The sequence below is a fragment of the Streptomyces bluensis genome (genome assembly GCF_014650715.1).
In the GTDB taxonomy this organism is placed as follows: Bacteria; Actinomycetota; Actinomycetes; order Streptomycetales; family Streptomycetaceae; genus Streptomyces; species Streptomyces bluensis.
In genome coordinates this window covers 1-20,691 of the sequence record NZ_BMVM01000022.1, presented here as the reverse complement: position 1 = coordinate 20,691, position 20,691 = coordinate 1, and the positions used below count along the sequence as shown (strand labels likewise).

General features: G+C 68.3%; 24 protein-coding genes. 18 read left to right on the top strand and 6 right to left on the bottom strand.

The features are described from left to right. Window positions 1–282 precede the first annotated feature (282 nt). The 6 genes from IE262_RS34465 (at window position 283) to IE262_RS34440 (ending at window position 3,917) form a co-directional block, all read left to right on the top strand. A complete protein-coding gene (locus IE262_RS34465; protein ID WP_189879293.1) occupies window positions 283–765 on the top strand; it encodes a hypothetical protein in 483 nt (160 codons plus the stop codon). After that, a complete protein-coding gene (locus tag IE262_RS34460; RefSeq protein WP_189879291.1) occupies window positions 762–1,142 on the top strand; it encodes a hypothetical protein in 381 nt (126 codons plus the stop codon). Before IE262_RS34465 ends, IE262_RS34460 begins: the two co-directional genes overlap by 4 nt. A gap of 52 nt (window positions 1,143–1,194) precedes the next feature. Beyond that, window positions 1,195–2,403, top strand: a complete 1,209-nt coding sequence (locus tag IE262_RS34455) for a hypothetical protein (protein WP_189879289.1) — start codon at window positions 1,195–1,197, stop codon at window positions 2,401–2,403. 32 nt (window positions 2,404–2,435) lie between these two features. Then, the gene (locus IE262_RS34450; RefSeq protein WP_189879287.1) at window positions 2,436–2,765 is read left to right on the top strand and encodes a pentapeptide repeat-containing protein; all 330 of its coding nucleotides are present in this window, start codon (window positions 2,436–2,438) and stop codon (window positions 2,763–2,765) included. A 27-nt stretch (window positions 2,766–2,792) separates the two neighbouring features. Beyond that, window positions 2,793–3,266 carry a hypothetical protein gene (locus tag IE262_RS34445; protein ID WP_189879285.1) on the top strand — a complete coding sequence of 158 codons (474 nt, stop codon included), beginning with the start codon at window positions 2,793–2,795 and terminating at the stop codon, window positions 3,264–3,266. 129 nt (window positions 3,267–3,395) lie between these two features. After that, window positions 3,396–3,917 (top strand): HAD-IA family hydrolase, encoded by a 522-nt coding sequence (locus tag IE262_RS34440; RefSeq protein ID WP_268249594.1) that lies wholly within the window; start codon window positions 3,396–3,398, stop codon window positions 3,915–3,917. A 116-nt stretch (window positions 3,918–4,033) separates the two neighbouring features. On the opposite strand, the gene IE262_RS34435 is transcribed toward IE262_RS34440, so the two are convergent. The 4 genes from IE262_RS34435 to IE262_RS34420 form a co-directional block, all read right to left on the bottom strand. After that, window positions 4,034–4,612, bottom strand: a complete 579-nt coding sequence (locus tag IE262_RS34435) for a phosphatase PAP2 family protein (protein WP_229877793.1) — start codon at window positions 4,610–4,612, stop codon at window positions 4,034–4,036. Further along, window positions 4,609–5,802: an MAB_1171c family putative transporter gene (locus IE262_RS34430; RefSeq protein ID WP_189879281.1), complete on the bottom strand. Its 1,194-nt coding sequence runs from the start codon at window positions 5,800–5,802 to the stop codon at window positions 4,609–4,611. The genes IE262_RS34435 and IE262_RS34430 overlap by 4 nt, the downstream gene beginning before the upstream one ends. 12 nt (window positions 5,803–5,814) lie before the next feature. Continuing rightward, window positions 5,815–6,411: a hypothetical protein gene (locus tag IE262_RS34425; protein ID WP_189879279.1), complete on the bottom strand. Its 597-nt coding sequence runs from the start codon at window positions 6,409–6,411 to the stop codon at window positions 5,815–5,817. Window positions 6,412–6,643: 232 nt separating this feature from the next. Further along, window positions 6,644–7,084, bottom strand: coding sequence for a helix-turn-helix domain-containing protein (locus IE262_RS34420; protein ID WP_189879277.1), 441 nt, complete (start codon window positions 7,082–7,084; stop codon window positions 6,644–6,646). Window positions 7,085–7,940: 856 nt separating this feature from the next. On the opposite strand from IE262_RS34420, the gene IE262_RS39925 reads away from it, so the two are divergent. The 12 genes from IE262_RS39925 (at window position 7,941) to IE262_RS34360 (ending at window position 17,663) form a co-directional block, all read left to right on the top strand. Then, on the top strand, window positions 7,941–9,005 hold the full coding sequence (locus tag IE262_RS39925) for a hypothetical protein (protein ID WP_229877791.1): 1,065 nt from the start codon (window positions 7,941–7,943) through the stop codon (window positions 9,003–9,005). Further along, on the top strand, window positions 9,002–9,757 hold the full coding sequence (locus tag IE262_RS34410; protein ID WP_189879275.1) for an ATP-binding protein: 756 nt from the start codon (window positions 9,002–9,004) through the stop codon (window positions 9,755–9,757). Before IE262_RS39925 ends, IE262_RS34410 begins: the two co-directional genes overlap by 4 nt. A 118-nt stretch (window positions 9,758–9,875) precedes the next feature. Beyond that, window positions 9,876–10,523 carry a WhiB family transcriptional regulator gene (locus tag IE262_RS34405; RefSeq protein ID WP_189879273.1) on the top strand — a complete coding sequence of 216 codons (648 nt, stop codon included), beginning with the start codon at window positions 9,876–9,878 and terminating at the stop codon, window positions 10,521–10,523. Window positions 10,524–10,618: 95 nt separating this feature from the next. Further along, entirely contained in the window at window positions 10,619–11,950 is a 1,332-nt protein-coding gene (locus tag IE262_RS34400; protein ID WP_189879271.1) for a DUF2637 domain-containing protein, read from the top strand. Then, complete coding sequence (locus IE262_RS34395) at window positions 11,947–12,138, top strand: hypothetical protein (protein WP_189879269.1); 192 nt, start codon at window positions 11,947–11,949, stop codon at window positions 12,136–12,138. Before IE262_RS34400 ends, IE262_RS34395 begins: the two co-directional genes overlap by 4 nt. Before the next feature lie 48 nt (window positions 12,139–12,186). After that, the gene (locus IE262_RS34390) at window positions 12,187–12,471 is read left to right on the top strand and encodes a PHD finger domain-containing protein (protein WP_229877790.1); all 285 of its coding nucleotides are present in this window, start codon (window positions 12,187–12,189) and stop codon (window positions 12,469–12,471) included. After that, window positions 12,468–13,130 carry a plasmid mobilization protein gene (locus tag IE262_RS39920; protein WP_229877788.1) on the top strand — a complete coding sequence of 221 codons (663 nt, stop codon included), beginning with the start codon at window positions 12,468–12,470 and terminating at the stop codon, window positions 13,128–13,130. The genes IE262_RS34390 and IE262_RS39920 overlap by 4 nt, the downstream gene beginning before the upstream one ends. Further along, a complete protein-coding gene (locus IE262_RS34380) occupies window positions 13,127–14,857 on the top strand; it encodes a relaxase/mobilization nuclease domain-containing protein (RefSeq protein ID WP_189879268.1) in 1,731 nt (576 codons plus the stop codon). The genes IE262_RS39920 and IE262_RS34380 overlap by 4 nt, the downstream gene beginning before the upstream one ends. A gap of 85 nt (window positions 14,858–14,942) precedes the next feature. Then, on the top strand, window positions 14,943–15,389 hold the full coding sequence (locus IE262_RS34375; protein WP_189879266.1) for a hypothetical protein: 447 nt from the start codon (window positions 14,943–14,945) through the stop codon (window positions 15,387–15,389). Between the two features lie 93 nt (window positions 15,390–15,482). Next, window positions 15,483–16,172, top strand: coding sequence for a hypothetical protein (locus tag IE262_RS34370; protein WP_189879263.1), 690 nt, complete (start codon window positions 15,483–15,485; stop codon window positions 16,170–16,172). A gap of 97 nt (window positions 16,173–16,269) precedes the next feature. Next, window positions 16,270–16,770 (top strand): NUDIX domain-containing protein, encoded by a 501-nt coding sequence (locus IE262_RS34365; RefSeq protein ID WP_229877786.1) that lies wholly within the window; start codon window positions 16,270–16,272, stop codon window positions 16,768–16,770. Between the two features lie 278 nt (window positions 16,771–17,048). Next, window positions 17,049–17,663 carry a histidine phosphatase family protein gene (locus IE262_RS34360; RefSeq protein ID WP_189879261.1) on the top strand — a complete coding sequence of 205 codons (615 nt, stop codon included), beginning with the start codon at window positions 17,049–17,051 and terminating at the stop codon, window positions 17,661–17,663. A 382-nt stretch (window positions 17,664–18,045) separates the two neighbouring features. Here IE262_RS34360 and IE262_RS34355 read toward each other — a convergent pair whose 3' ends face one another. Next, window positions 18,046–19,263 (bottom strand): IS110 family RNA-guided transposase, encoded by a 1,218-nt coding sequence (locus IE262_RS34355; RefSeq protein ID WP_189879260.1) that lies wholly within the window; start codon window positions 19,261–19,263, stop codon window positions 18,046–18,048. A 286-nt stretch (window positions 19,264–19,549) separates the two neighbouring features. Next, window positions 19,550–20,691: reverse transcriptase domain-containing protein (locus tag IE262_RS34350; protein WP_189879257.1), on the bottom strand; the 1,142-nt coding region annotated here is incomplete at its 5' end.

The window sequence follows — 20,691 nt, the reverse complement described above, 5'->3', positions numbered from 1 at the left end:
ACTCGGACGGGAATCCAACTCGGCACTCGTAGAGGCGCGGTGAGTTCTGGGCTGCACTTCTCGAAGCCTGCGGCCAGGTGTCGTGGACGTGGAATCCCTGGCGCCCGCTCCCCGGAGGACGGAGTGTTCGCGGCCGTACCGGGTCGGCTGAAGGTGCCGGTTCAGGCACGCTGCCCGGCCGAATTCCGGCAACTACTGCGCGGCACCCCATGGGCGCGGGAGGATCATCGCTGCATGACGGTGGGCGGCCTCGCAGTGGCCAAGAGAGCATAAGGAGCAGGTGTGCTGCTGACCGGAGTGGTGCAGAACCTCGGCACGGGCGGCACCGAGGACGGTGACGGACGGCCTGACGATCGGTGGCCTCTGCTCGCCGAACGGATCAACTCTGCCGCCGACCGTGTCGACTTCGTCATGCTGTGCGAGGTGATGGACTGGCACCGATACGCGTACAAGCAACTCGCCCGTGCATGTGAGGACCTCGACCTGGACGTGGCGCCGCTGGCCCCGTCGTCGAGCGGACTGGGCACCGCGCTGTTGTACCGGCGGGAGGTTCTGAGCCGGTGGAAGCGTCACAACCCGGATTTCTCCAGCGAGACGTTGCACGGGTTCGCGGTAACAGCCTTCGACGTCGGCCTGCCCGCCTCATTGTCGTTCGTACCTGTGCGCTTCACTCCGTTCGCGGCGGAGAAGGCGACGATCGAGGCCGGCACAACTGCCTCCCGCGGCTACAGTACGGCCCCTACGTGGTCCTGGCCGGAGACGTGAACTACGCCCCGGCCTCTCCGCAGAGCCCTCTGCCCGACTACAGCACCATGCGGCCCTACAACATCGGCGCACGCACCTGTCGACCCGCGCCCGGAAGTACGGACCGGCGGCCGGACCGGCAAGTGACGGAAAAGCTCGAGGACCACGGATACGTCGATGTCGTCTGGTACTTGTTCCAGAAGGAGCAGGATCCGGCCCTTCTGGAACCGACCGGAGCAGACGACCGCATCGACCAGGCATGGGTGTCCACGCCTGTCGCTCCTGCAGTCTCCGGCTACCGGCTCCTCGGCAGCCCCGACGGCGCATCCGACCACAAGGGGCTGGTGTTCACTATCGACACCGACCTCGATACGTCCAACCCGTGGAAGCACCGCTGAACGCAGCCACTACCGTGTGCTGAGTGTCCGTCACGCCAGGGAGGTAGCCGTCATGCTTGCTCGTGGATACCGGGAGAAGCCCCCGGTCGAAGGTCCACCGTCCGGCGGGGACACCCGCATCTGGACCATCGTCCTCGACAGGATCGCGGTCGAGCGGTGGGATGCCGATGCCGCCTCATGGAATGGGGTGGTGGCCGACCACAGTGAGTTCAGCGTGAACGACTACATGCCGGAGACCGGCATCGAACTTCTCAACTGCCCCCGCTGCCGGATCACATGTCCCCTTGAGGTCACCGGCCACTGGGGCGGCCCACTGACCTTCACCTGCCCGGGCGGCCACACGACCATTGTCGAAGCGCATGAAAACCCCCGTCTGAACTGGGGACCCAACCTGCTGGCGCGGCTGATCCTCACCGAGGCCGATCCAGCCTCCTGGGCCCGCACCCTGCTGCGGCGGGTGACCGCGTGGCGCGACAAGGAACACGAAGGCCGCCGTGAACCCTGGTACACGGGGCCCGACAAGCGCGACGCTCGGATCGCCGAGAACACCGACCTCACCACTGCCGACCTCGCACAGGCCCTGCACACCGCCATCGGAATCCAGCTGCCGCTCCGACATGCGGGACGCCCACTGGAGCTCCTCCTGGTGCACGCGACGCTCGCCCTCGCCACGCCGGCGATCCGCCACACCGACGACGGACGCGCGCTGGACGCGGAGATCCGCGCTCTCCTCGACGACATCCGGACCGAGTGGCAGCGCACGGCGCCGACCCGTGTCCTGGTTCGAGATCAACTGCACGCATGGCGGGACGAGGGCGGTCCCGAGGAATGGCAGGCGGCCTGGGACCGCACGCTCCAACTAGTCGAAGTCAGACTCGGTGGCTACACGATGGGGCAAGACGGACTGTTCGCCGAAGCCGCCGCCGCGCTCACAACGGCTATCTACATCGAGGCCATGACGAACAGCCTGCCCCCGTCCGAAGTCACCGCGGAACAAGTCATCGAGCTGGCCGCTCTGCACCTCGACACCCGCGAAGTCCCCGCGCTCTGGGAGGCCCGCCTGCGGGACCTGGGCCACGATCCGGAGGACACAGCCGACCCCGTAGCACGGCTGTGGCAGCGACTGCGGATCGACCACACCTCCGAACCGCCCCTCACCCCCATGCATACCGGACGGTTCGGCCCCGCGGTCACCGACGGGATCCGAACCGCAATCAGGTCCAACTACAGTTTCTTTCCCCACTCCTTGGAGGCGGCGTAGGACCGAGCCCTCGGCCCAGACCACGACCTGACGTGTCCAGCAGCGCCAGCGCATTGAGGATCGGCACCCTCACCCGGGTCCGGGCCGCTGGGCCCGTGATCTTCTCCCAGTGCTCCCTGCGCGAGACCACATTCGAGGCAGCCGACCTGAGCGCGGCGGCGTTCAACGACTGCGATCTGCGACTGGCCGAGTTCGACAGCGGCACGTACCGCAGCCTGGACTTGCGCGGCAACGACCTCTCCCAGCTCCGCGGCCTCGCCTCGCTCAAGCAGGTGATCATCGACCGGGCTCAGACGCTGCAACTGGCCGAGGCGCTCGCCGCGGAGCTCGACGTCACCTACGGCGAAGACCTGGAAAAGTAGCCCCTCACCGTCCTCGGGAGACCGGCCATGGGTCCACGACTCTTATTCGAAGCGTTCGACGACATACGCGGCCGGTGCGACATCGCGTCGGTCCGGCTGACCCGCAACGAGTCCGGCTACGACGACGGCGCCCTCGTCCCCGGCAGCGACTGGAATCCCATCACTGCCGATGACGCCAAGCACCTCCGTGCCGACGGCGCGACGCCGGACAGTGTCCTGATCGAACTCGTACACCGGCCGCTGCCGGAGAGCGCCCCGGATGCCCTGGAGGCCCGCCTCGAAACCGCCGCCCGCCTAGACCCCCCTCGATGGCCGCTGGCCCACCACGCTCTGGGCTGCGCGGCCAGCCCCGGCAACTGGGCTCTGGCCCAGTGGAGGACGGCCTTCGACTATCTCGAAGCCGTGCTCCTGCAGGACGCTTCGAAGGCCGCGGCCAGCGGGCGGATACTGGCCGCGCCCGGACAGATCGCCTCCACCATTGCGGACATGCCGAAGAACTGATCCCGGCACTGTTGGCACAGGCGTTCCAGATCCGCGACACCATGAGTGAGGCCGAGCTCCGCTCGGCTGAGGAGACGATGGCCGCCGACCGCAGAGCGCAGGCGTCGGCGCTGATCCAGATGGCACTCCGTGCGTGGGCCGACGCACGCGTGGGAGTCCTCACCGACCAACAGTGGGCCGACGACGTCACCAATCGCCTCGCCGCAGACTTCGGAGCCCACGTACGCGACGCCCTCGCCCCCTGGCGAGCCGATCGCGGCGAAACCCGACACCCAGATGATCAACCTGCTCGCCCAGATACGGCAGCACCTCCCCGTCGGCATCCTCTCCAACTGCACTGACGCCCTCAACGACGACCTGAAATACCACAGCATCGTCTTCGACCACGTCTTCCCCTCCGCAGAACTCGGCGTCGACAAACCCTCCCCACACGCGTACCTGCGCGCGGCCGAGCGCATGGACATCGCCCCGGACGCTCTGGCCTACTTCGACGACGAACCCACCTTCGTGCAGGCCGCCCGAACCCTCGGCATGCACGCCCGCCTGTTCACCGGGCCTGCAGAGTTCTCTGAGCGCCTACTCAGTTTCGGCCTGGTAGTAGACCCCCAAGCCGAAGTGGCCGCCGAAAGCCAGAAAGCAGCTCCGGAATAGAACCCAAGATCAAGCACGATCGTGCAGTTCAACTCGCCACTCCCCCAGGTACCGGATGACTGTGATCGTCAGCCGCGCGGCAGAGCGCGACACGCCTGGCGTCCCAGCAGAGTTCGTCAGCGCATCGCGCTGAAGACCACAGCTGCGGCCAGCCCTCCAAGCAGGGCACCGACCACCGTCTGGGCGGGAGTGTGGTCGCGGAGCGCGACGCGGGACCAGCCGATTGCCGCGATGCCGAGTGCCAGCGGTGCCATGCTTGCGCCGTAGGCGAGGAGCAGGATCACGACCACTCCGCCGGCAACGGCAGTGTGGACCGAGACCTTCCACCAGACGGTCACCATCATGGTTGTGATAAGGCCGACGAGCATGGCGACGACCAGGGCGAACACCTCGCGGGGCGCCCGGAGCACGACGAGCAGCGAGATGCCGATCAGTACTGACGCCATAGTGGCGAGGAGAGGTACGGCGCGCTGTTCGCGGACTCGCACGTGCTTGTCGGTCCAGTGGCCGCGCTTCACACCGAGAATGATGACGGCGAACGGGACGCCGCCGCAGAACAGGGCGGCCAGCATGCCCCAGCCGAGCCCTGTGACGCTGCTCGTGCTGTGCCAGCCGATGATCAGCAGTATCGCGATGACGAGGTTGGCCGGCGCGAGTGTGTCGGTGATGAGGCGGGCCATGCGGGACTCGGTCACTGTGTCGTCTCCAGCGTGCGGGCGTGGTCGAGCTTGGTAGCGAAGGTGCGGGTGAGGTCGGAGTCGTAGGCCCTTGCGAGTTGCTTGAGCGCGTGGATCTCGCTGGGCAGATCTCGGCCGCCGCTGGCGGGCGGGAGGGCCTCGCCAGACGAGGGCTCGTTGTGCTGCCGGGCTTGTTGGGCGCCGATGATCCAGCAGGCTTCGGCGGCGATGTCGGCCTGGGCTCCGATGAGACCGGAGGCTGCGACGTGGGCCCGGGCATGGTCGCGCAGGCTGCCAGGAGCGTGGTCGCTGAGGGTCAGGACGGCGTCTCGGATCTCTATGGTGCGGCGATACAGCCGGTCGTGAACGTTACGGGGGTGGAGAATCTCGGCTGTTCTGCGTCGTGGCGGGTCAAGGCGGACGGAGGGTACGGCCTGCGTGAGACTGAGCCAGAGCGGGTACAGCTGCAGCAGGTCACGGTATTCGCGGCTCCAGCGGCGCAGTCGTCCGGCGGCGGGCAGCGTGCTGCCGGTCATGATGAAGAGCAGCGCACTGAAGAGGAGAAGACCGCTGATCGTCTCACTCGTGCTGGCCGGAACAGGGCTCTGTCCCAGAAATCCCAGGATCACGGTGGCAACGCGGTGCGCGGCGTAGACGATGCCGATGGTGGTGCCTATGCCGGTGAGACGCAGGCCGCGGCCGAGGAGGCCGGCATCAGGCTGTCGTCCCCAGCGCCAGCACAGCCGGGAGGCGCTGAACAGTGCTGCCCCGAGGTACGCCGTCCACACCCCGCCGTAGGCGGCGATGCGCCAATCGGCGGCGTACTCGGTCAACAGGTCGACCGCTTCGTGCGGCTGCGGAGTGGCGAAGAACAGCACCGTGATCATGGCGGCCGCGGTAGTCGGGACAACGAGGTGCATGCGGGAGGGCTTCAGCCCGGATGCCTTCTCCTTGGCCATGTCATGGACGAAGGTCAGCACCGCATGCGCGGCAACGGTGCAGCCGAGGTGCTTGCCCAGGGCGCTCAGATTGTTGACCCCGAGTGCGGCGTCTATGGGTGCGGCGATGGAGGGCACCCTGAGTGTGATGGCGACGGCGAGGGCGAGGAAGGCGATCCACAGGGCTCGTTTGCTGGAGTCGCGCCATGCGGCCGGGGTGCGCCACGCGGTGACCAGCCACAACAGGACCGCAGGAAGTATGTCGATCATCCCAGGGCGCTCTTATGAGTCGCTGAGCGCGTCGCCCAGGCGCCGCAGGACACTGCTGCGCGGCGTCTTGCTGGTGCGGGAGGCCGCGGCTTTGCCGGCGATCAGCCCTGCGAGACGCTCGGCGTCCCGTTCGTCCTCGGTGCCGTAACTGGCCCTGGTGAGGAGACTGACCACAGTGGCCGGGTCAATGTCCGGGAACAAGCCGCCGCCGTTTGCCTGGACGCCGTCGAGGATGGAGCGGTGTCCCAGGAGCATGTGACCGATCTCGTGCAGAATGATGTGATCTTGGTGCAGCGGGCTTGTCGCCGCCTCGTGGAAGATGTGGTCCGCCTTCTCGGTGGCGATCCATACCCCGCACGGGGCGTCGGTGCCGGAGATGCCGGGGACGCTGTGCAGATGGAGCGGACGACCTCGCTGTGCCGCGATTCGTTCACAGAAGACCTGGACATCGAATGGGTCCGGGATGTCGATCGAGGAAAGCACGTCCCCGATGTCCGGGCGGTCTCGGCGTCCGTCGCCCGGCTGCTGTCTTCGACTACGCAACGACAACTCGACTCCGCAGGTGGCGCTGTACGTGTCCGCGGCAGAGGCGGCGCCGGAATCCAACATTCCGGCACAGGAACGATACGACAAGCTCCAAGCAAATATGCCAGGAGCCTGCTCAATTTGTGCTCACCCCAGGATGATCAAGAAATGCGTCTGATTCAGCGTCATTTGATCAAGGCTGAATTGTGCGGCGATACGCGTTGACACCACTCCGAACTGCGCAACCGGACCCCAAGGGTGACCTGCGCCACAACTTCCGCCAAGCTTACCTTTACACCTGGAGATCGCTCCACGTTTACCGGCTGGACGCCTCACCATCGGCCAGCCCCTCCAGCTCGCGGGCCCGCTCAATGAATCCCTTGATCGTCTTTAGGGTCTCCACCGACAGCCCGGAGGCCCTGGTGGCGACCTCGACCACATCGTTGTCTCGCATGGTCTCGATCAGTTCCAGCTGGGCAGCGATCCGCTCGGAGGACTCGTCGTTGAAGAAGTAGGCGGGGGCGACACCGAAGAAGCCGGCTAGGGCCTCCAGGTGCTTCATGGTCGGATTGTCCTTCTTACCCTTCCGAAGGGTCCAGATGTAACTCGCCGAGATGGTTGGCCCCCCCGACTCTTGGATCGCTTGGGCCACCTCTTCGTAGGTGTACTCACCGCGGTTCTTCGGGTGGACCGTCCTGAAGAGGTGGTCGAGCTTCTCCGCGAGGGTGCGCTGCTTCGCCGGCGCTCCTTCGCCCATACAGGCCCATCCTTCGGTGACTCACAGCGACTCTTCGACTGGCGTGAACGATACACCGCCAGGCGCAGCGAATCCATTCTTGCCAGTTGACGTGATCCATCTTCGCTGGTCTATTGTGATCCACATCCGCATCGACTGATGCGAATGAGGGGGCCATGGCCTCCAGGGATCACATGGACGGGGAAGGGGGCAGCTGTGCGGACACTGCCGCTCAAGGGCTTACCCGTAGCACCCGGCGACCCCCAGTAGGGCGCGCGCCGGCCACCCCACGGCCACGAGCGGGCGTGACGATCTAGACGGCACGAAGGTGCCCTGGCACATGCGACCTGGTATCTGGCGGAGTTCTTGCTGCGTACAGGATCCGACCAGCCACATGCCTCCGTCGCCCAGGTTTGCTTCACATGCTCCGCCTCCTCGCCCGGCCTCTGGCCGCGCAGGCTCAGGCCGCCTCACGACGAGTTGTAGAGGATTCAAGAGCTAAGTCTGGATGTCGTGGCAGGTCACACGTATGTTGCTGGTCCCCCGCGGGGCACCGGCCCGCGACCTGTACGAGAGGAGAAGCGTTGGGACGCGCACCGCCCCGGGCACAGGGCCCCGACCCGGAGAACAGCGACGGCGCCTGAGAGCGTGCAACTCACAGACGCCGATCGCGAGATGACACTCCTGCCTGTGCAAGGGCGGGAGATTCACCCAGATCACCGCACCGGCCCTTTCCACGGGGCGTACCGGCGCGGGTTCACTTCACAGGAGAGTTTCGCATGTCGACTGCTCTGCGCAAAAGGCCACTGTGCCTGGCCGGCGCGGCAGCCTGTGCCCCTTCCACCCCGTCGGTGCAGCGGAGTGGCGGTGATGCCTGATGGCACGCATCCGCACCGTCAAGCCCGAGATGTTCGAGTCCGAGTCGCTGGCCGAGTGCTCGGTGACCGCCATGCTCACCTTCATCGGGCTGCTGACGCAGGCCGACGACTCCGGCCGTCACCGCGACCACCCGGCGATCATCGCCGGACGCCTGTGGGCCCTGCGCCCGGAGCACACCGCCGCCCACGTCGCCCAGGACCTGGAGGAGCTGGCCACCGCTGGGCTGATCTGCCGCTACACCGGCTGTGACGGGCGCACCTGGCTGCACGTCGTGACCTGGGAGCAGCACCAGAAGATCAACAAGCCCACGGCGTCCCGCATCCCGCGCTGCCCCAGCCACCAGGGCTCCCAGTCGTGCGGCAAGTGCCAAGCCGCCGCCTGCCCTGCCATGCGCATGGCGTCCTCCGTGACCTCTCCTGGAACCCTCCGGGAGGACTCCGGGAGCCCTCAGGGAGGAGTGCAGACGCCGTCCCTGCCACTCGCCGAGCCCCAGGCTTCAACGGCGGACCCTGGCAAGCCTCTGCCGGTTCCGCCGGACGGCCTCGCTGACGCCACTCCCGTACCGTCCGGGAAAACCGCAGGTCAGGCGGCGTTCCCGGAGGACTCCCGGAGGACTACGGGAGGAGTGCGGGAGGACTCCCGCCCTGGATCTAGGATCTTGGATCCTGGATCTTTCCTTAAGGGGCGCGAGGCACCCGCACCCGACGCCGTCCCCGGATCGGTCTCCGCGAAGGATCTGGTGGCCGAGTACGTCCGGGGCTGCCACCGCCGCCCACCGGAGGACTTCCTCGGGCACCTAGGGCGCAAGGTCAAGGTCCTGCTGGACGAGCGCTTCGATCCGCAGGACGTCCGGGCCGCGCTAGAGCGGCTTCGGGCCAAGGGCCTGCACCCCAGCGTCCTGCCGAGTCTGGTGAACGAGGTCGTCAACGCGAGCCCGCCGCAGGCCGCCTCGGCGGCGTCGTCCGCCTCCGGCGCGGGGCCCTGGGCCAGCACCACCACCTCCGGCTACACGCCCTACCTCAACCCAAGTGCCGAGCCGACGACGTTTGGAGGCCGCCTGTGACCCGCGCACGCCTCACCGACCCCCAGCCCGCCATCGGCGAGCGGCTCCGTGCCCGCCTGGAGGCCAAGCTGGCCGAACGCGGCATCGACCCGACCGCGCCACTGCCTGATACCCCAGAGCCGATCCCGGCCCTGGAGGCCGCGCAGGTGCGCATCCCGGTCGACTACCGCGACGCTGTGGTCGAGCACCCCGACGTCGCCGCCTGGGTCCGGGCCATCGCCGACGCGGCCGTCGAGCCGAACGCCGGCGGACTCAACCCGCACTTCGGCGCTTCCGGACGCCGTCGGATCGCACACGGCCCGTCGCTGCTGCTGTGGGGCAGCACCGGCGCGGGCAAGACCCACCAGGCGTACGGGGCGATCCGGGCCCTGACCGCCGCCGGGTGCGGCGTGAGCTGGCGCGCGACTACAGCCGCGGACCTGTACGCCGACATGCGCCCTCAGTCCGGTGTCGACCCCGAGCACATGCTGCGCCGGATCGTGCGGGTGCCGCTGCTGCTGCTCGACGACCTCGGCGCCGCCAAGACCAGCGCGTGGACGGAGGAGATCACCTTCCGGCTGGTGAACTGGCGCTGCCAGAACCGCCTGCCGACGATCTTCACCACGAACCTGCCACCGGTGCGCGAGCCCGGCATGGCCCGGCAGCAGCCGGTCCTGCGTGACGTCATCGGCGACCGGATCCTGTCCCGCCTGTCGGGCATGTGTACCCCGGTCCACTTCACCGGCCCGGACCGTCGCTTCCAACGCCGCTGAACCGGCCTCTCCCGCAACCTCCCGTACCTCCGGTGCGGCACCGCCGCGCCCCCACCCCCGCCTCACCGCGCCGCCCTGTCGGCGCCACGCGAGTGCTGAGGCGTACCCGGAGATCCTCTTGCGCACCATCACCACGAACGACACCGCGCGCCCGACGCTGCGCGGGATCGCCGATCACAGCTGGCACGCCCGGGGCCTGTGCTACGGCATGCCCGCCGAGGACGCCGACGAGCTGTTCTTCCACGCTCCCCGCAGCCACGCGGCCATTGCCGAGGCGAAGTCCATCTGCGGCCGGTGCCCGGTCAAGAAGGACTGCTTCAACTACGCCCTCGACAACGAGATCCGCCACGGCATGTGGGGCGGCCTGACCGAGGCCGAGCGCCGCCCCTGGCACGCCAAGGTCAGCAAGCGCCTGGACTACAGCCGCGTCCTCGCCGCCTTCCAAGGACGTGACGTGCACCTCAGCGAAGCCGAGCGCGAAACCGTCGTCCGCCACGCCTACGCCCGCGGATGGACGGTGGAGCGCCTCGCCTACACGCTCGAGCTCGAACTCGAGTGGGCCAAGGACCTGATGCGGCAGGCCGCCCACGACGTCACGGATCGCGACCGCTACTGGGGCCTGTACGACGAGGAGACCGACGCCACCGACGAGGAGCACCCCCAGGACGACGAGGAGGACGGCGACGAAACCGAGGTGACCACCTCGCCCGTGCCCCGCCAGGTGCACACCGCCGCCCTGATCACCGCGCTCGGAAAGGCTGCATGACCCACCCCACCGCTGCACCTCCCGCCGCAGCACCTGCCAGACGGGGCGAAGAAGCGCCTCGCGATCGCAACCACCCCGACGAAGGAGTCCAGCAGGTGGGCGCCACGAAGACCCAGCGCATTCTGATCGTCGCCGGCGCCGCCCTGGTCACCGTCGTCGCCATGGCTGCCAGCGCCGACACCCTTGCCGCCCTCGGACGCGCCGTGGGCTGGGGTACCGTGCTCGCCTGGTCGCTTCCCGTGAGCGTCGATGCCCTGGCACTCGTCGCCGGACTCGCCTGGATCGCGGCAGGCGTCGGCCGAAAGCTCGGCCAGGTGCTGACGCTCACGACCGTCGCGGTGTCCGTCATCCTCAACGCGGTCGGCCACCTGGTATCGACCGGACACCTCAAAACCAGCCCCTACCTGGTGATCGCCGTGTCGGCCGTGCCACCACTGGCCGCCGCACTGGCCGTACACCTCGGCGCCACGGTCAACGCGGAACGGACCTTGCTGCCCGCTGAGACCACTGCGCTGGCCAAGACCGGTCCCGACACATCTCGTACCTCCGGAACCGACGAAGCCGTGCCCCTGGAGCGGACCAGCACGGACCACCGGCCTCGTACTGACAGCGCCGGCGGACCAGCTCACCAGTCTGGTCCGGAGCGCGCGGTCCAGGGCCATGCCAGGGACCAGGTAGAAGGGCAGGTTCGCCTCCGGACCACGGACCAGCCGACGGGATCCGTCCCCGTGGACCACGACGCTGCGGCTCCAGACCAGCGGAACAATCCCGCCCCAGTCGACGCGGACCAGCCTGCGGACCAGGCATCCAGTCCTGGTCCGCAGGAGACAGCTCGCGAGGAGCGGACCAGCAACACCGCAGGTCACGCCGGTGCCGAGTCGAAGCCACCGGCGGGCCACGAGCGGGCAGACCTCACTGGCGGACCGGCCAATGAGGCCGATCGCGAGGGCACGGACCACGGCTCACCTGCGGACCTGATGCAGGCCCAGGACCACCCGCAAGACACGGACCACGCCCTGCGGACCACGGGCCAGCCGACACAATCCGCTCCCGCGGGCCACGACGCTGAGGCTCGGGACCAGCGGACCAGCCCCGCCCCGGACCATCCGGACCAACCTGCGGACCAAGACGAGGACGGCTCCTCCGGCAGTCCGCAGGTCGCGCGGACCACACACCCGCACGGTGCCCCGTCCGCGGTGCAGACCGCCCCGGCGGACCAGGACGACGACGTCCCGTGGGAGGTGAAGGTCGAGGTCGCCCGCAAGGCCGCCCTCGCAGAAGGGCGGATGACCCGCAGGGCCATACGGCCACACCTGCGCAAACACAACATCAAAGTCAGCAACGAGCTGTTCAGCGAGCTCCAGGCCCACCTGTACGCGGACCCGACGCTCGCGCACCTGCCCCGCACACCGAGGAAGACCCGATGAAGACTTGCGCATCTTTCGACCGCATCAAGAGCGGCTATGAGCGGGACATCACGTACTTGGGCAACCACGCCAGGATCCACGAGGGCACACGGGCGGGGAAGGTCAGCGCGACGACCGTCCACGGTGTCAAGAGCCGCATGGCCAGAGCGCTCAGCAGGCACTACGAGCGCTGCCCCATGTGCGTCTGACACCGGCATAGCCGCGGGTCATGCCGCTGTTCCATTCCCTCTGACGCGGTGGTCCGGACTTGTGCCGGGCCGCCGCCCGGCTATGGAGGACTCGCCATCCACTCCCGCAAGCACCACACGTCTCTCCCGACCGGCGCCGAGGCAGCCGCCTGGGCGGACGTCCTGGTCCGCCACCAGCTTGTGCACGCGGCGGTTTTGGCCCCGAACGGCCAGTGGCTCGTCCAGCACTGTGTCGAATCGCCCGTCCGCGTCCTCGACGGCCCGGCCGCCATGGTCGAACTCGTCGCCGAAATCCAGCATCAGATACGCACCACGAGGCACCGAACCCGATGACGAACCCGACGACAAACCCCACCCCCGCGCCAAGTGAGCCCGAAACCAACTCGGCCTCGACGCGAGCAAGTTGGTGCAAGAGCATTGCTCCCGCCGGGAGCAATGCTCTTGCCTCCCCCGCCCCGGAAGGTGCGGGAGAGGATCGGCACCGGGGGGCGCCGATCCGTCTGGATGCGACCGAGGGCGGCGCGCATCCAGAGGAAGGGGAACCGCACGCCTGTCACAGCGTCGACTGCGCCCACGCCGCGCCGCAGAAGCCCCACGTCCAGCAGCGCGAGCGCCTGCGCGACGAGAAGAAGCGCGTCCGTCAGCCCAGCTGCCGCATGAACGACGACGAGTACCAACTCCTCGTCCGCGCAGCCGACGTCTGCCGCATGAGCGTCGCCAGCTTCCTCGCCCACGCCGCCCTCAAGGCCGCCCGCGACCTCAATCGCACCGCCGCGGAAATCGCGGGCGAGCGAGAGATGCTGAACGAACTGTTCAGCCTGCGCCGCCACCTCGGCCAGATCGGCAACAACCTCAATCAGGTGGCCAAGGCCCTGAATTCGGGTGCCGATGCCCCCCAGGCTGAGGCGGTCCTCTCGGCCGTGCACCGCGCCGCGAAGCGCGTGGACGCCTTCACTCAGCAGTACGTGGACAGCGAGACCTCTGCTGCATGATCCCCCGAGTCCACGACATGGGTACGCGCACGATCGGCCTGCTGTACTACCTCTACGGGCCCGGCACCCACGAGGAGCACATCGACCCCCATCTCGTCGCTGCCTGGGACAGCCTGGCTCCCGACCCAGGCCGCGACCCCAACGCCACGTACGGCGATCTCCAACGCCTCCTCGACCAACCGGTCATGGCCCTACCCAAAAGCCGGCGCCCCACCGAACACGTGTGGCACCTGTCCGTCCGTGCTGCGCCAGAAGACCCCATCCTCACCGACGAGCAGTGGGCGGACATCGCCCGGCGCATGGTCGCCGCCACCGGTATCGCCCCCGACGGCGACGCCGCGGGCTGCCGCTGGGCTGCCGTGCGCCACGCCGACGACCACATCCACATCATCGCCACCGTCGTACGCGAAGACGGCCGGCAAGCCCGCATCCGCCAAGACGGCAAACACTCCCAGGAGGAAGCACGGAAGATCGAGATCGACTACGGGCTGCGGCGCCTCAACACGGGCGACGGCACCGCCGCCAAGCGGCCCACCAGCGCCGAACGCCACAAGGCCGAACGCGAGGGCCGGGAACGTCCCGCCCGCGAGGAGCTACGCGAAACCGTGCGGCAGGCAGTGGCCGGGGCCAGGAGCGAGGCAGAGTTCTTTGACCGGCTGGCCGGCGCCGGTGTGTTGATCCACAAGCGCGTCGCACCGTCTGGTGATCTGCTCGGCTACAAGGTCGCCCTGCCCGACGACCGTAACGAGGACAAGGAGCCGGTGTTCTATGCGGGCTCCACCCTCGCCCCGGACCTGTCCCTGCCGCGGATCCGCCAACGCTGGTCCGGTGACGACGCTCGCAGCTCGGCGGGCGGGACGCCATCGGAGCCCGGTGTCGGTGCCGTGCCGGGCGGTCCGGCCACGGCGCGGCGCAGTGCTGCCACGGCCGCCTGGGAGGCGCTGCTGGTCATCGACCAGGGCGACGACGCGGTGGTGGCCGCGCAGATCGCCGCCGCCGGGGAGGTTCTCGACGCGCTCGCCAAGACCTCCGCCGCCCACACACGTGCCCAACTGCGGGAGGCGGCCTTCGCGTTCGAGCGGGCCACCCGCTCTCACATCCAGGCCGAGCGCGGGCACGACCGCGCCCTGCGCCAGGCCGCCCGCGACCTCGTCTACAGCGGGCCCGCGCTCGGCCGTGGGGAAGACGGGGCGACCACCGCCATGCTGATCGACATGGCGTTCTTCCTTGTCACCGCTGCCGCCCACTGGCATGGCAAGAAGCAGCACGCCCAGCAGGCCGCTGCCGCCCGTGAGGCTGCCGAGCACCTGCGCGCCGCCTACCAGGCCGCCGCTGGCATGCCGATCGGCGTGCTCTATCAGCGGGGCCGGCGCCTGTCCCAGCCCCTGCGGCACAAGCAGATCGCCTACCTTCGCCAAGCGGTGCCCGAACTAGCCGAACAGGTCCTGGCCGAAGCCGGCTGGTACGCCCTCGCGGCCACCCTCGCCGACGCCGAGAGCGCCGGGCACGACCCGGCCGCGCTGCTGGCCGAGGCCACCGAGCGGCGGGAGCTGGACACCGCCGACTCGATCAGCGACGTACTGGTCTGGCGGCTGCGCCGCATGGCCGACCTGCCGGCCGACGCCTCCGCAATGCCTGAACCCGGCGCCACTGCAGCAGCCCGGACACGCGGGCGTACTGAGCAGGCTTCCACTCGCCGGGCGGACCGGCCACGCAAGCCTAGGTGATTCTGAAATTTCAACGTTGCGGCAGGTCAGACGCTTAGGGCACTCTCCATGTGCCCGCCAGACGACACAGGGAATGGAGACCCGCATGTTCCGACGACGTGCCCGCGACGACCGGGAGTTCCGCCAGGCCCAGCGTGAGGCGCTCGCGCTGCGGCAGCTACACGCCCAAGAGCCCTGGCCGTCCGACACCGTCCAGACCAAGGCCCCAGCCGCGGACAACGCAGAGACAGTGGTCCCGGACTTCCCGCCGGCCGACCTGCGGGCACCGTCCAGGCACGACGTCGAGGGCGTGATGATGCGCTGGATGCCCCCGCTCGTCATCGACGGCGAGGTCCACCCCTGCCCGACGTGCGGCGCATACCGTGACTGGATCGTCTTCAACATGAACGACGACTCGGTGTGGCTGCGCTGCCCGGCCGGCCACCAGGTGATCGAGCCGCGTCTGGACGCTGCCTGGTTCAACCGCAACTGCGGTCCCGTCGACCACTGGCACCCCACCCTGGAGGACGGCCTGCGCCACCTCGGGCACTGACCCTCTCGAAACCCCTACCCCCATCGCATCTGCCGGCAACTGGAGGGCCGGCCCGGTCAGACCGTCCGCACCGCGCCACCTAGGGGTTTCCGCATGCGCCTTCCCACCACGACCGTCCTCAGCCTCGGCCTCGCCGTCCTGGCCCTGACGGGCTGCTCCAACAACACCTCCGCGCCCTCCAATCCGCCATCCTCCACCGCAGCGACGGACACGAAGGACCACAACGCCCCGACGGCCAAGCCACTGTCCTCGGCCGCGCTGGCCAACCGGCTCCTCGACGCAAGCGACTTGGGAGAGGGTTACACCCGTACCCCGGAGACCACGGCTCGGCACGACGACGTCACCGTGATCGGCTGCCCGGCACTGGCCAAGCTCGGCGGCCAGGCAGCAGCCGGCGGCAGCCTCGACTTCCCCCACTCGGCGAAGGTGTCCTTCACCTACGCCGGTTCCAGCGGATCAGAGGTCTCCGAGGAGCTGTACAGCGACACCCCCGCGAAGCTGTCCACTGGCGTGAACCGGATCTTCAACGCCATGACCCAGTGCCCGGCCTACCAGGTGTCGGCGGGCAGCACGCTCATCGACATACGCGCCCAGCAGGTCAGTGCACCCCGGCTCGGTGGCAAGCAGTGGAGCCAGCTGCTCACCTATAGCGCCGACGGACGGCGCAGCGTCGTCAAGCAGACGGCGATCCTCACCGGCGCCATCCTGGTGGTCGTCTCGGGATCGCCCGCCCTCGTCGACACTCACCTCGCAGCCGCCGTACGAACGGCGCTCGCCCCCTGACCGAGGCACACCGTCCTGCCCCCTCCTCCCCTGCCTCCAGGGGGAGGACGGGGCATTCGTCATCCGGTACTACCGTGGCCCCCGGACAACTGCCACCGTGAAAACCGTGATGCGGCCACGGCCGGGGGCCGGGCAATTCGGAGCTATCGCACGAAGAGAGGTCACCGGCGTGACGGACCGGCCGACAAAGACCCATGGTTGTTTCGCGTTCGTCACCACGCCTCGCCGTGAGGTCGTGCTCCAGCTGCGGGACGACAAGCCGCATATAGCCTGGCCGGGGCACTGGTCGCTTCCCGGAGGCGGAGCGGAGGCGGGCGAGACGCCGCTTGAGACGATCCTGCGTGAATTGCTGGAGGAGACTGGCATCGTGCCGGACGCGATCACGGAAGCTGCGGTCACCGCGTACGAGAGGGGCAAGACGCCGCCTCACGTGTTCGTTGCGGTCTGGGACGGAACCGAGAACGAGCTGGTCCTTGGCGAGGGACAGGAGCTTCGCCTGTTCCCGCTCGACGCGCTCCCGGGCAGGATGCCGCCCCATGTCCGGCACTACGTCGAGCAGCTCGCTCGGCGCCTGCCGCCCCCAAGTCCGAAAGCCTGATCCCGCGCCACGCGCACCGTCCGAGCCCTGTGAACCTCAGGAAGGCACGGCCACCCTGACAGAACGAGAAACGGGCCCGGTTCCTTCACCTTGGCAAAGATGAGGAAACCGGGCCCTGCTGGGGCGCATGCCGGTCGGTAGGGCACAGGCGCCCGGCTGTGCGGATTGACTTCGGAGTCGTCAGCGTGCTCGCCCTTGACCAAATAGGCGGATGGCCGTCTGCCTGGCGGGAAATGCGGTGGCCAGAACGTGCCAAGGTTCGATAGGACCAAGGTCTCGTGGCAGCTTTTGTATTCGAGGCCGTTTATCTGGCCAGGCATGGACAGACAGAGTGGAACCTGGCGGGAAGGAAGCAGGGGCGGCTGGATTCGCCCCTTACCGATCGGGGCGTCCACCAGGTGCACCGCAACGCGCGACTGACCAGCCGTGAACCGGTGGACGCGATTTTCGCGAGCCCGCTGGAGCGCGCACGGACGTCGGCGGAGGTGTTCGCGACGGCACTGGGTCTGACGGTGCAACTACTCGACGACCTCAGCGAGGTTGACCATGGCGAGTGGTCCGGGCTCACAGACGGGGAAATCGAGTCCGGCTGGCCCGGCGAGGTCGCAGCTCGGGCACGCGACAAGTATTCCTATCGCTTTCCCGGTGGGGAGAGTTACGCCGACGCGGATGCGCGGGCAGGCCGAGCCCTGGCCAGCGTTGCCCGAGCCGGAGCCCGAAGGCCGCTCCTGGTCTCGCACGAGATGATTGGCCGGATGCTGCTGAAGCACCTGGGCCGACTGGACCGCGAAGCGGCGCTGCGGCTCGGTCACCCCTCTGACGTCGTGTATTGCGTGGGAGCCGCTGGGCAGATTAGCCGACTGTCTTTCGACCGGGCCGCGGGGTCGGCATAGCCATTCGGCCTGACGACGCCGCCTGAGCCAGACTTGCACCGAACGACGTCGAATCCAGTCAGGTGTTGAACCGGGCAATGCCGCCTGAAAAGCCTCCCGAAGTCATCGGAAAACGCCTCGGGAAGAAGCAGACGCTGCCAGGAGCCGTCAGCGCAGGCATCGTTCCGATGCTGCCGTAACTCAGGGCAGCGTGGGCTTGCCCGCATCCGGCGCATGCGGCCGTTGGATGACGAGGTGGCGGTCGTGGTGGATCGCCCGCTCCACGATCTCGTCGTCGGCAGGGACGTAGACGAGGACGGCGAGCCGCCAGCCCCGGGGGGTGCCTCTATGTCCTTCGTCAAGGCACCCCTGTCGGTTTTGGGGTGATTGGGGCTTGCTGGGGTCATGCGGCGAGTGCAACGTCCGCGGGTGTGCGGGATTCGTAGAAGGTGCCGTCTCGGAGCATGGCGAACAGGACGCTGATGCGTTGGCGGGCGAGGCGGAGGAGGGCCTGGGTGTGGGTTTTGCCGCGGGCGCGTTGCTTGTCGTAGTAGGTGCGGGAGGCCGGATCGGCGTTCATGCAGGCGAAGGCGGAGAGGAACATGGCGCGTTTGAGCTGTCGGTTTCCGCCTCGGGGTGCGTGTTCGCCGTGGATCGAGGTCCCCGATGACCTCGTGGTCGGGGCGAGGCCGGCGTAGGAGGCCAGGTGGGCGGCGCTCGGGAAGCTGGTGCCGTCGCCGACGGTGACCAGCAGGACGGCGGCGGTCCTGACGCCGACGCCGGGCATCGACGTCAGGACCGGGGAAAGAGGGTGAGCCTCCAGCAGGGCGTTGATCTGGGCTTCCAGGGCCCGGCGCTGGGTGTGGACGGTGGCCAGGGAGGCGGCCAGGGTGGGGATCACGATGTCGAGGGTGCCGGTGCCCGGGACGACGACGGTCTGCTCGTCCAGGGCGGTGAACACGTCGTCGATGAGCCGGGTGGCCATGCGCGGGGCCTTGGGGCGGATCACCTCCACCAGCCTGCGGCGTCCGGCCTTGCGCAGGGCTGCGGGAGAGCCGTAACGCTCCAGCAGCCAGGTGACGGCGGGGTGGTCCAGGCGGGGCCCGAGGACGCGTTCGAGGCTGGGGTGGAATTGGGTGAGCAGGCCGCGTATCCGGTTGCTGGTGCGGGTGGCCTCGGCCGCGAGGTCCTGGCCGAAGCCCACCAGCACGGTCAGCTCGGCGGTGATCTCGTCGGTGAGCTCCAGCGAGCGCAGGGTGTGCGGCATGGTGCGGGCGGCGTCCGCGATCACCGCGGCGTCCTTGGCATCCGTCTTGGCCTCGCCCGGATACAGATCCGCGATCCGGCGCATGGCCAGTCCCGGCAGGTAGGCGACCTGGCAGCCCGCGTCCCGGGCGACGGTGAGCGGGAGGGCTCCGATGGAGGCGGGCTGGTCCACGATCACCAGGACGGTGCCGAACTTCGCAGTCAGCTTGTCGAAGACGGCCCGCAGCTTCGGCTCGCTGTTGGGCAGCTGCTTGTCGAAGACCTTCTTGCCGGCCGGGGTCAGCCCGTGCCCGTGATGGGCACTCTTGCCGACGTCCAGGCCGAGGAACACGCCCACGTCTTCGGTGTCGAACATCGCGCCCTCCCAAGGGAGTTGAACGTGCTGGCCGTGGCAGTGGTGTCGTACGCGCGCATCCACGTTATGCAGACCTGTCGCCCGCGAGCTGTCCGGCATTGCGCCGGACCGGGCGGTGGCCGGACCTCTCATCAGCGTCTCCGACGGCACCTCCCGGGCCCGGGTTGAGTCGGCCTGGGGCGCGGTGCCGGGATTGCTCCCGGTCCGTCTCCCCAGGCCGCTCGCCGAACCCGCCGTGCGTCTCACGACGCAACGGGCTCTCCACGGTCTCTGCCGTTCTGCGTGGTTATGCAGGGACCCAGGGATTGGGAATCTTGCTGCCTCGGTAGCGGTAGCGGGTAACCGGCACCGCTGCCATGTCGAACAACTCGACCCCGTCCACCGAGATCGGCTTCCAGCTCCCATTGGGTGCCTTCAGCCAGCGGCGGACGTCCTTCCACCTCCAGCGATGCAGGGTCTGCATCCACTTGACCATCCGCCACCAGACGAAATTCGCCAGGTTGCTCAGGGTGTGTTTGCAGACTGCATGCCTGAAGTAGTTGGCCCAGCCGTGCATGATCAGATTGAGCCTGGCCTGCACGTCTCTGGGGTTCTGCTGCGACTTCCTGCGTGTCAGGGCACGAATCCTGTCCTTCAGCGACCGGATGGGCCGGTCCGCGATGAACGTGTAGACGTACCACTTGTCCGTTCCTCGCTTGCGCTTCCACTGGATGCGGAACTCAAGGAAGTCGAACGCTTCACTCATGTGCACGATCCGAGTCTTGGCTGGTGACAGCCGTAACCCGAGTGGTTCGAGCACTTCAGTGACCTCGTGCTTCAGGTCCTCGACGTCGGCGCGGGAGCCATTCACGAGCACCACAAGGTCGTCCGCGTAGCGGGAGACCTTCCAGTTCGGCAGGCCCTTCGACCGGCGTCGGACGCGTCGGGCAGCGGTTCCCATCGTCCCGCCGTCCTTCCACGGCTCCTGCAGACGCTCATCGAGCGCCGACATAGCTATGTTGAACAGCAACGGAGACAGGATGCCTCCCTGCGGCGTCCCGGCGTCGGAGGCCCTCTGGCCTCCGAGTTCGGTGAGAACTCCGGCCTTAAGGAACGCCTTCACCAGGGCCACGACTCGCTTGTCCTTGACCCGCTTGCGTACCCGCTCAAGGAGAGCGGAGTGCGAAACGGTGTCGAAGGCCGCTTCGACGTCAGCATCCAGCACCCAGCGGTAACCCTTGGAGCCGAACAGCTGAATCTCGGCGATCGCGTCGTGAGCACGCCGCTCGGGCCGGAACCCGTAGGAGACCGGCTCAAAGTCGGCCTCGAAGATAGGTTCCAACACCAGCTTCAGCGCCGCCTGGACAACCCGGTCCGCCACCGTCGGAATACCTAGGTGTATTGCCCTGTGAGGTTGGGGACGCGGCTGGCGGGTGGTTGGCCCTTCAG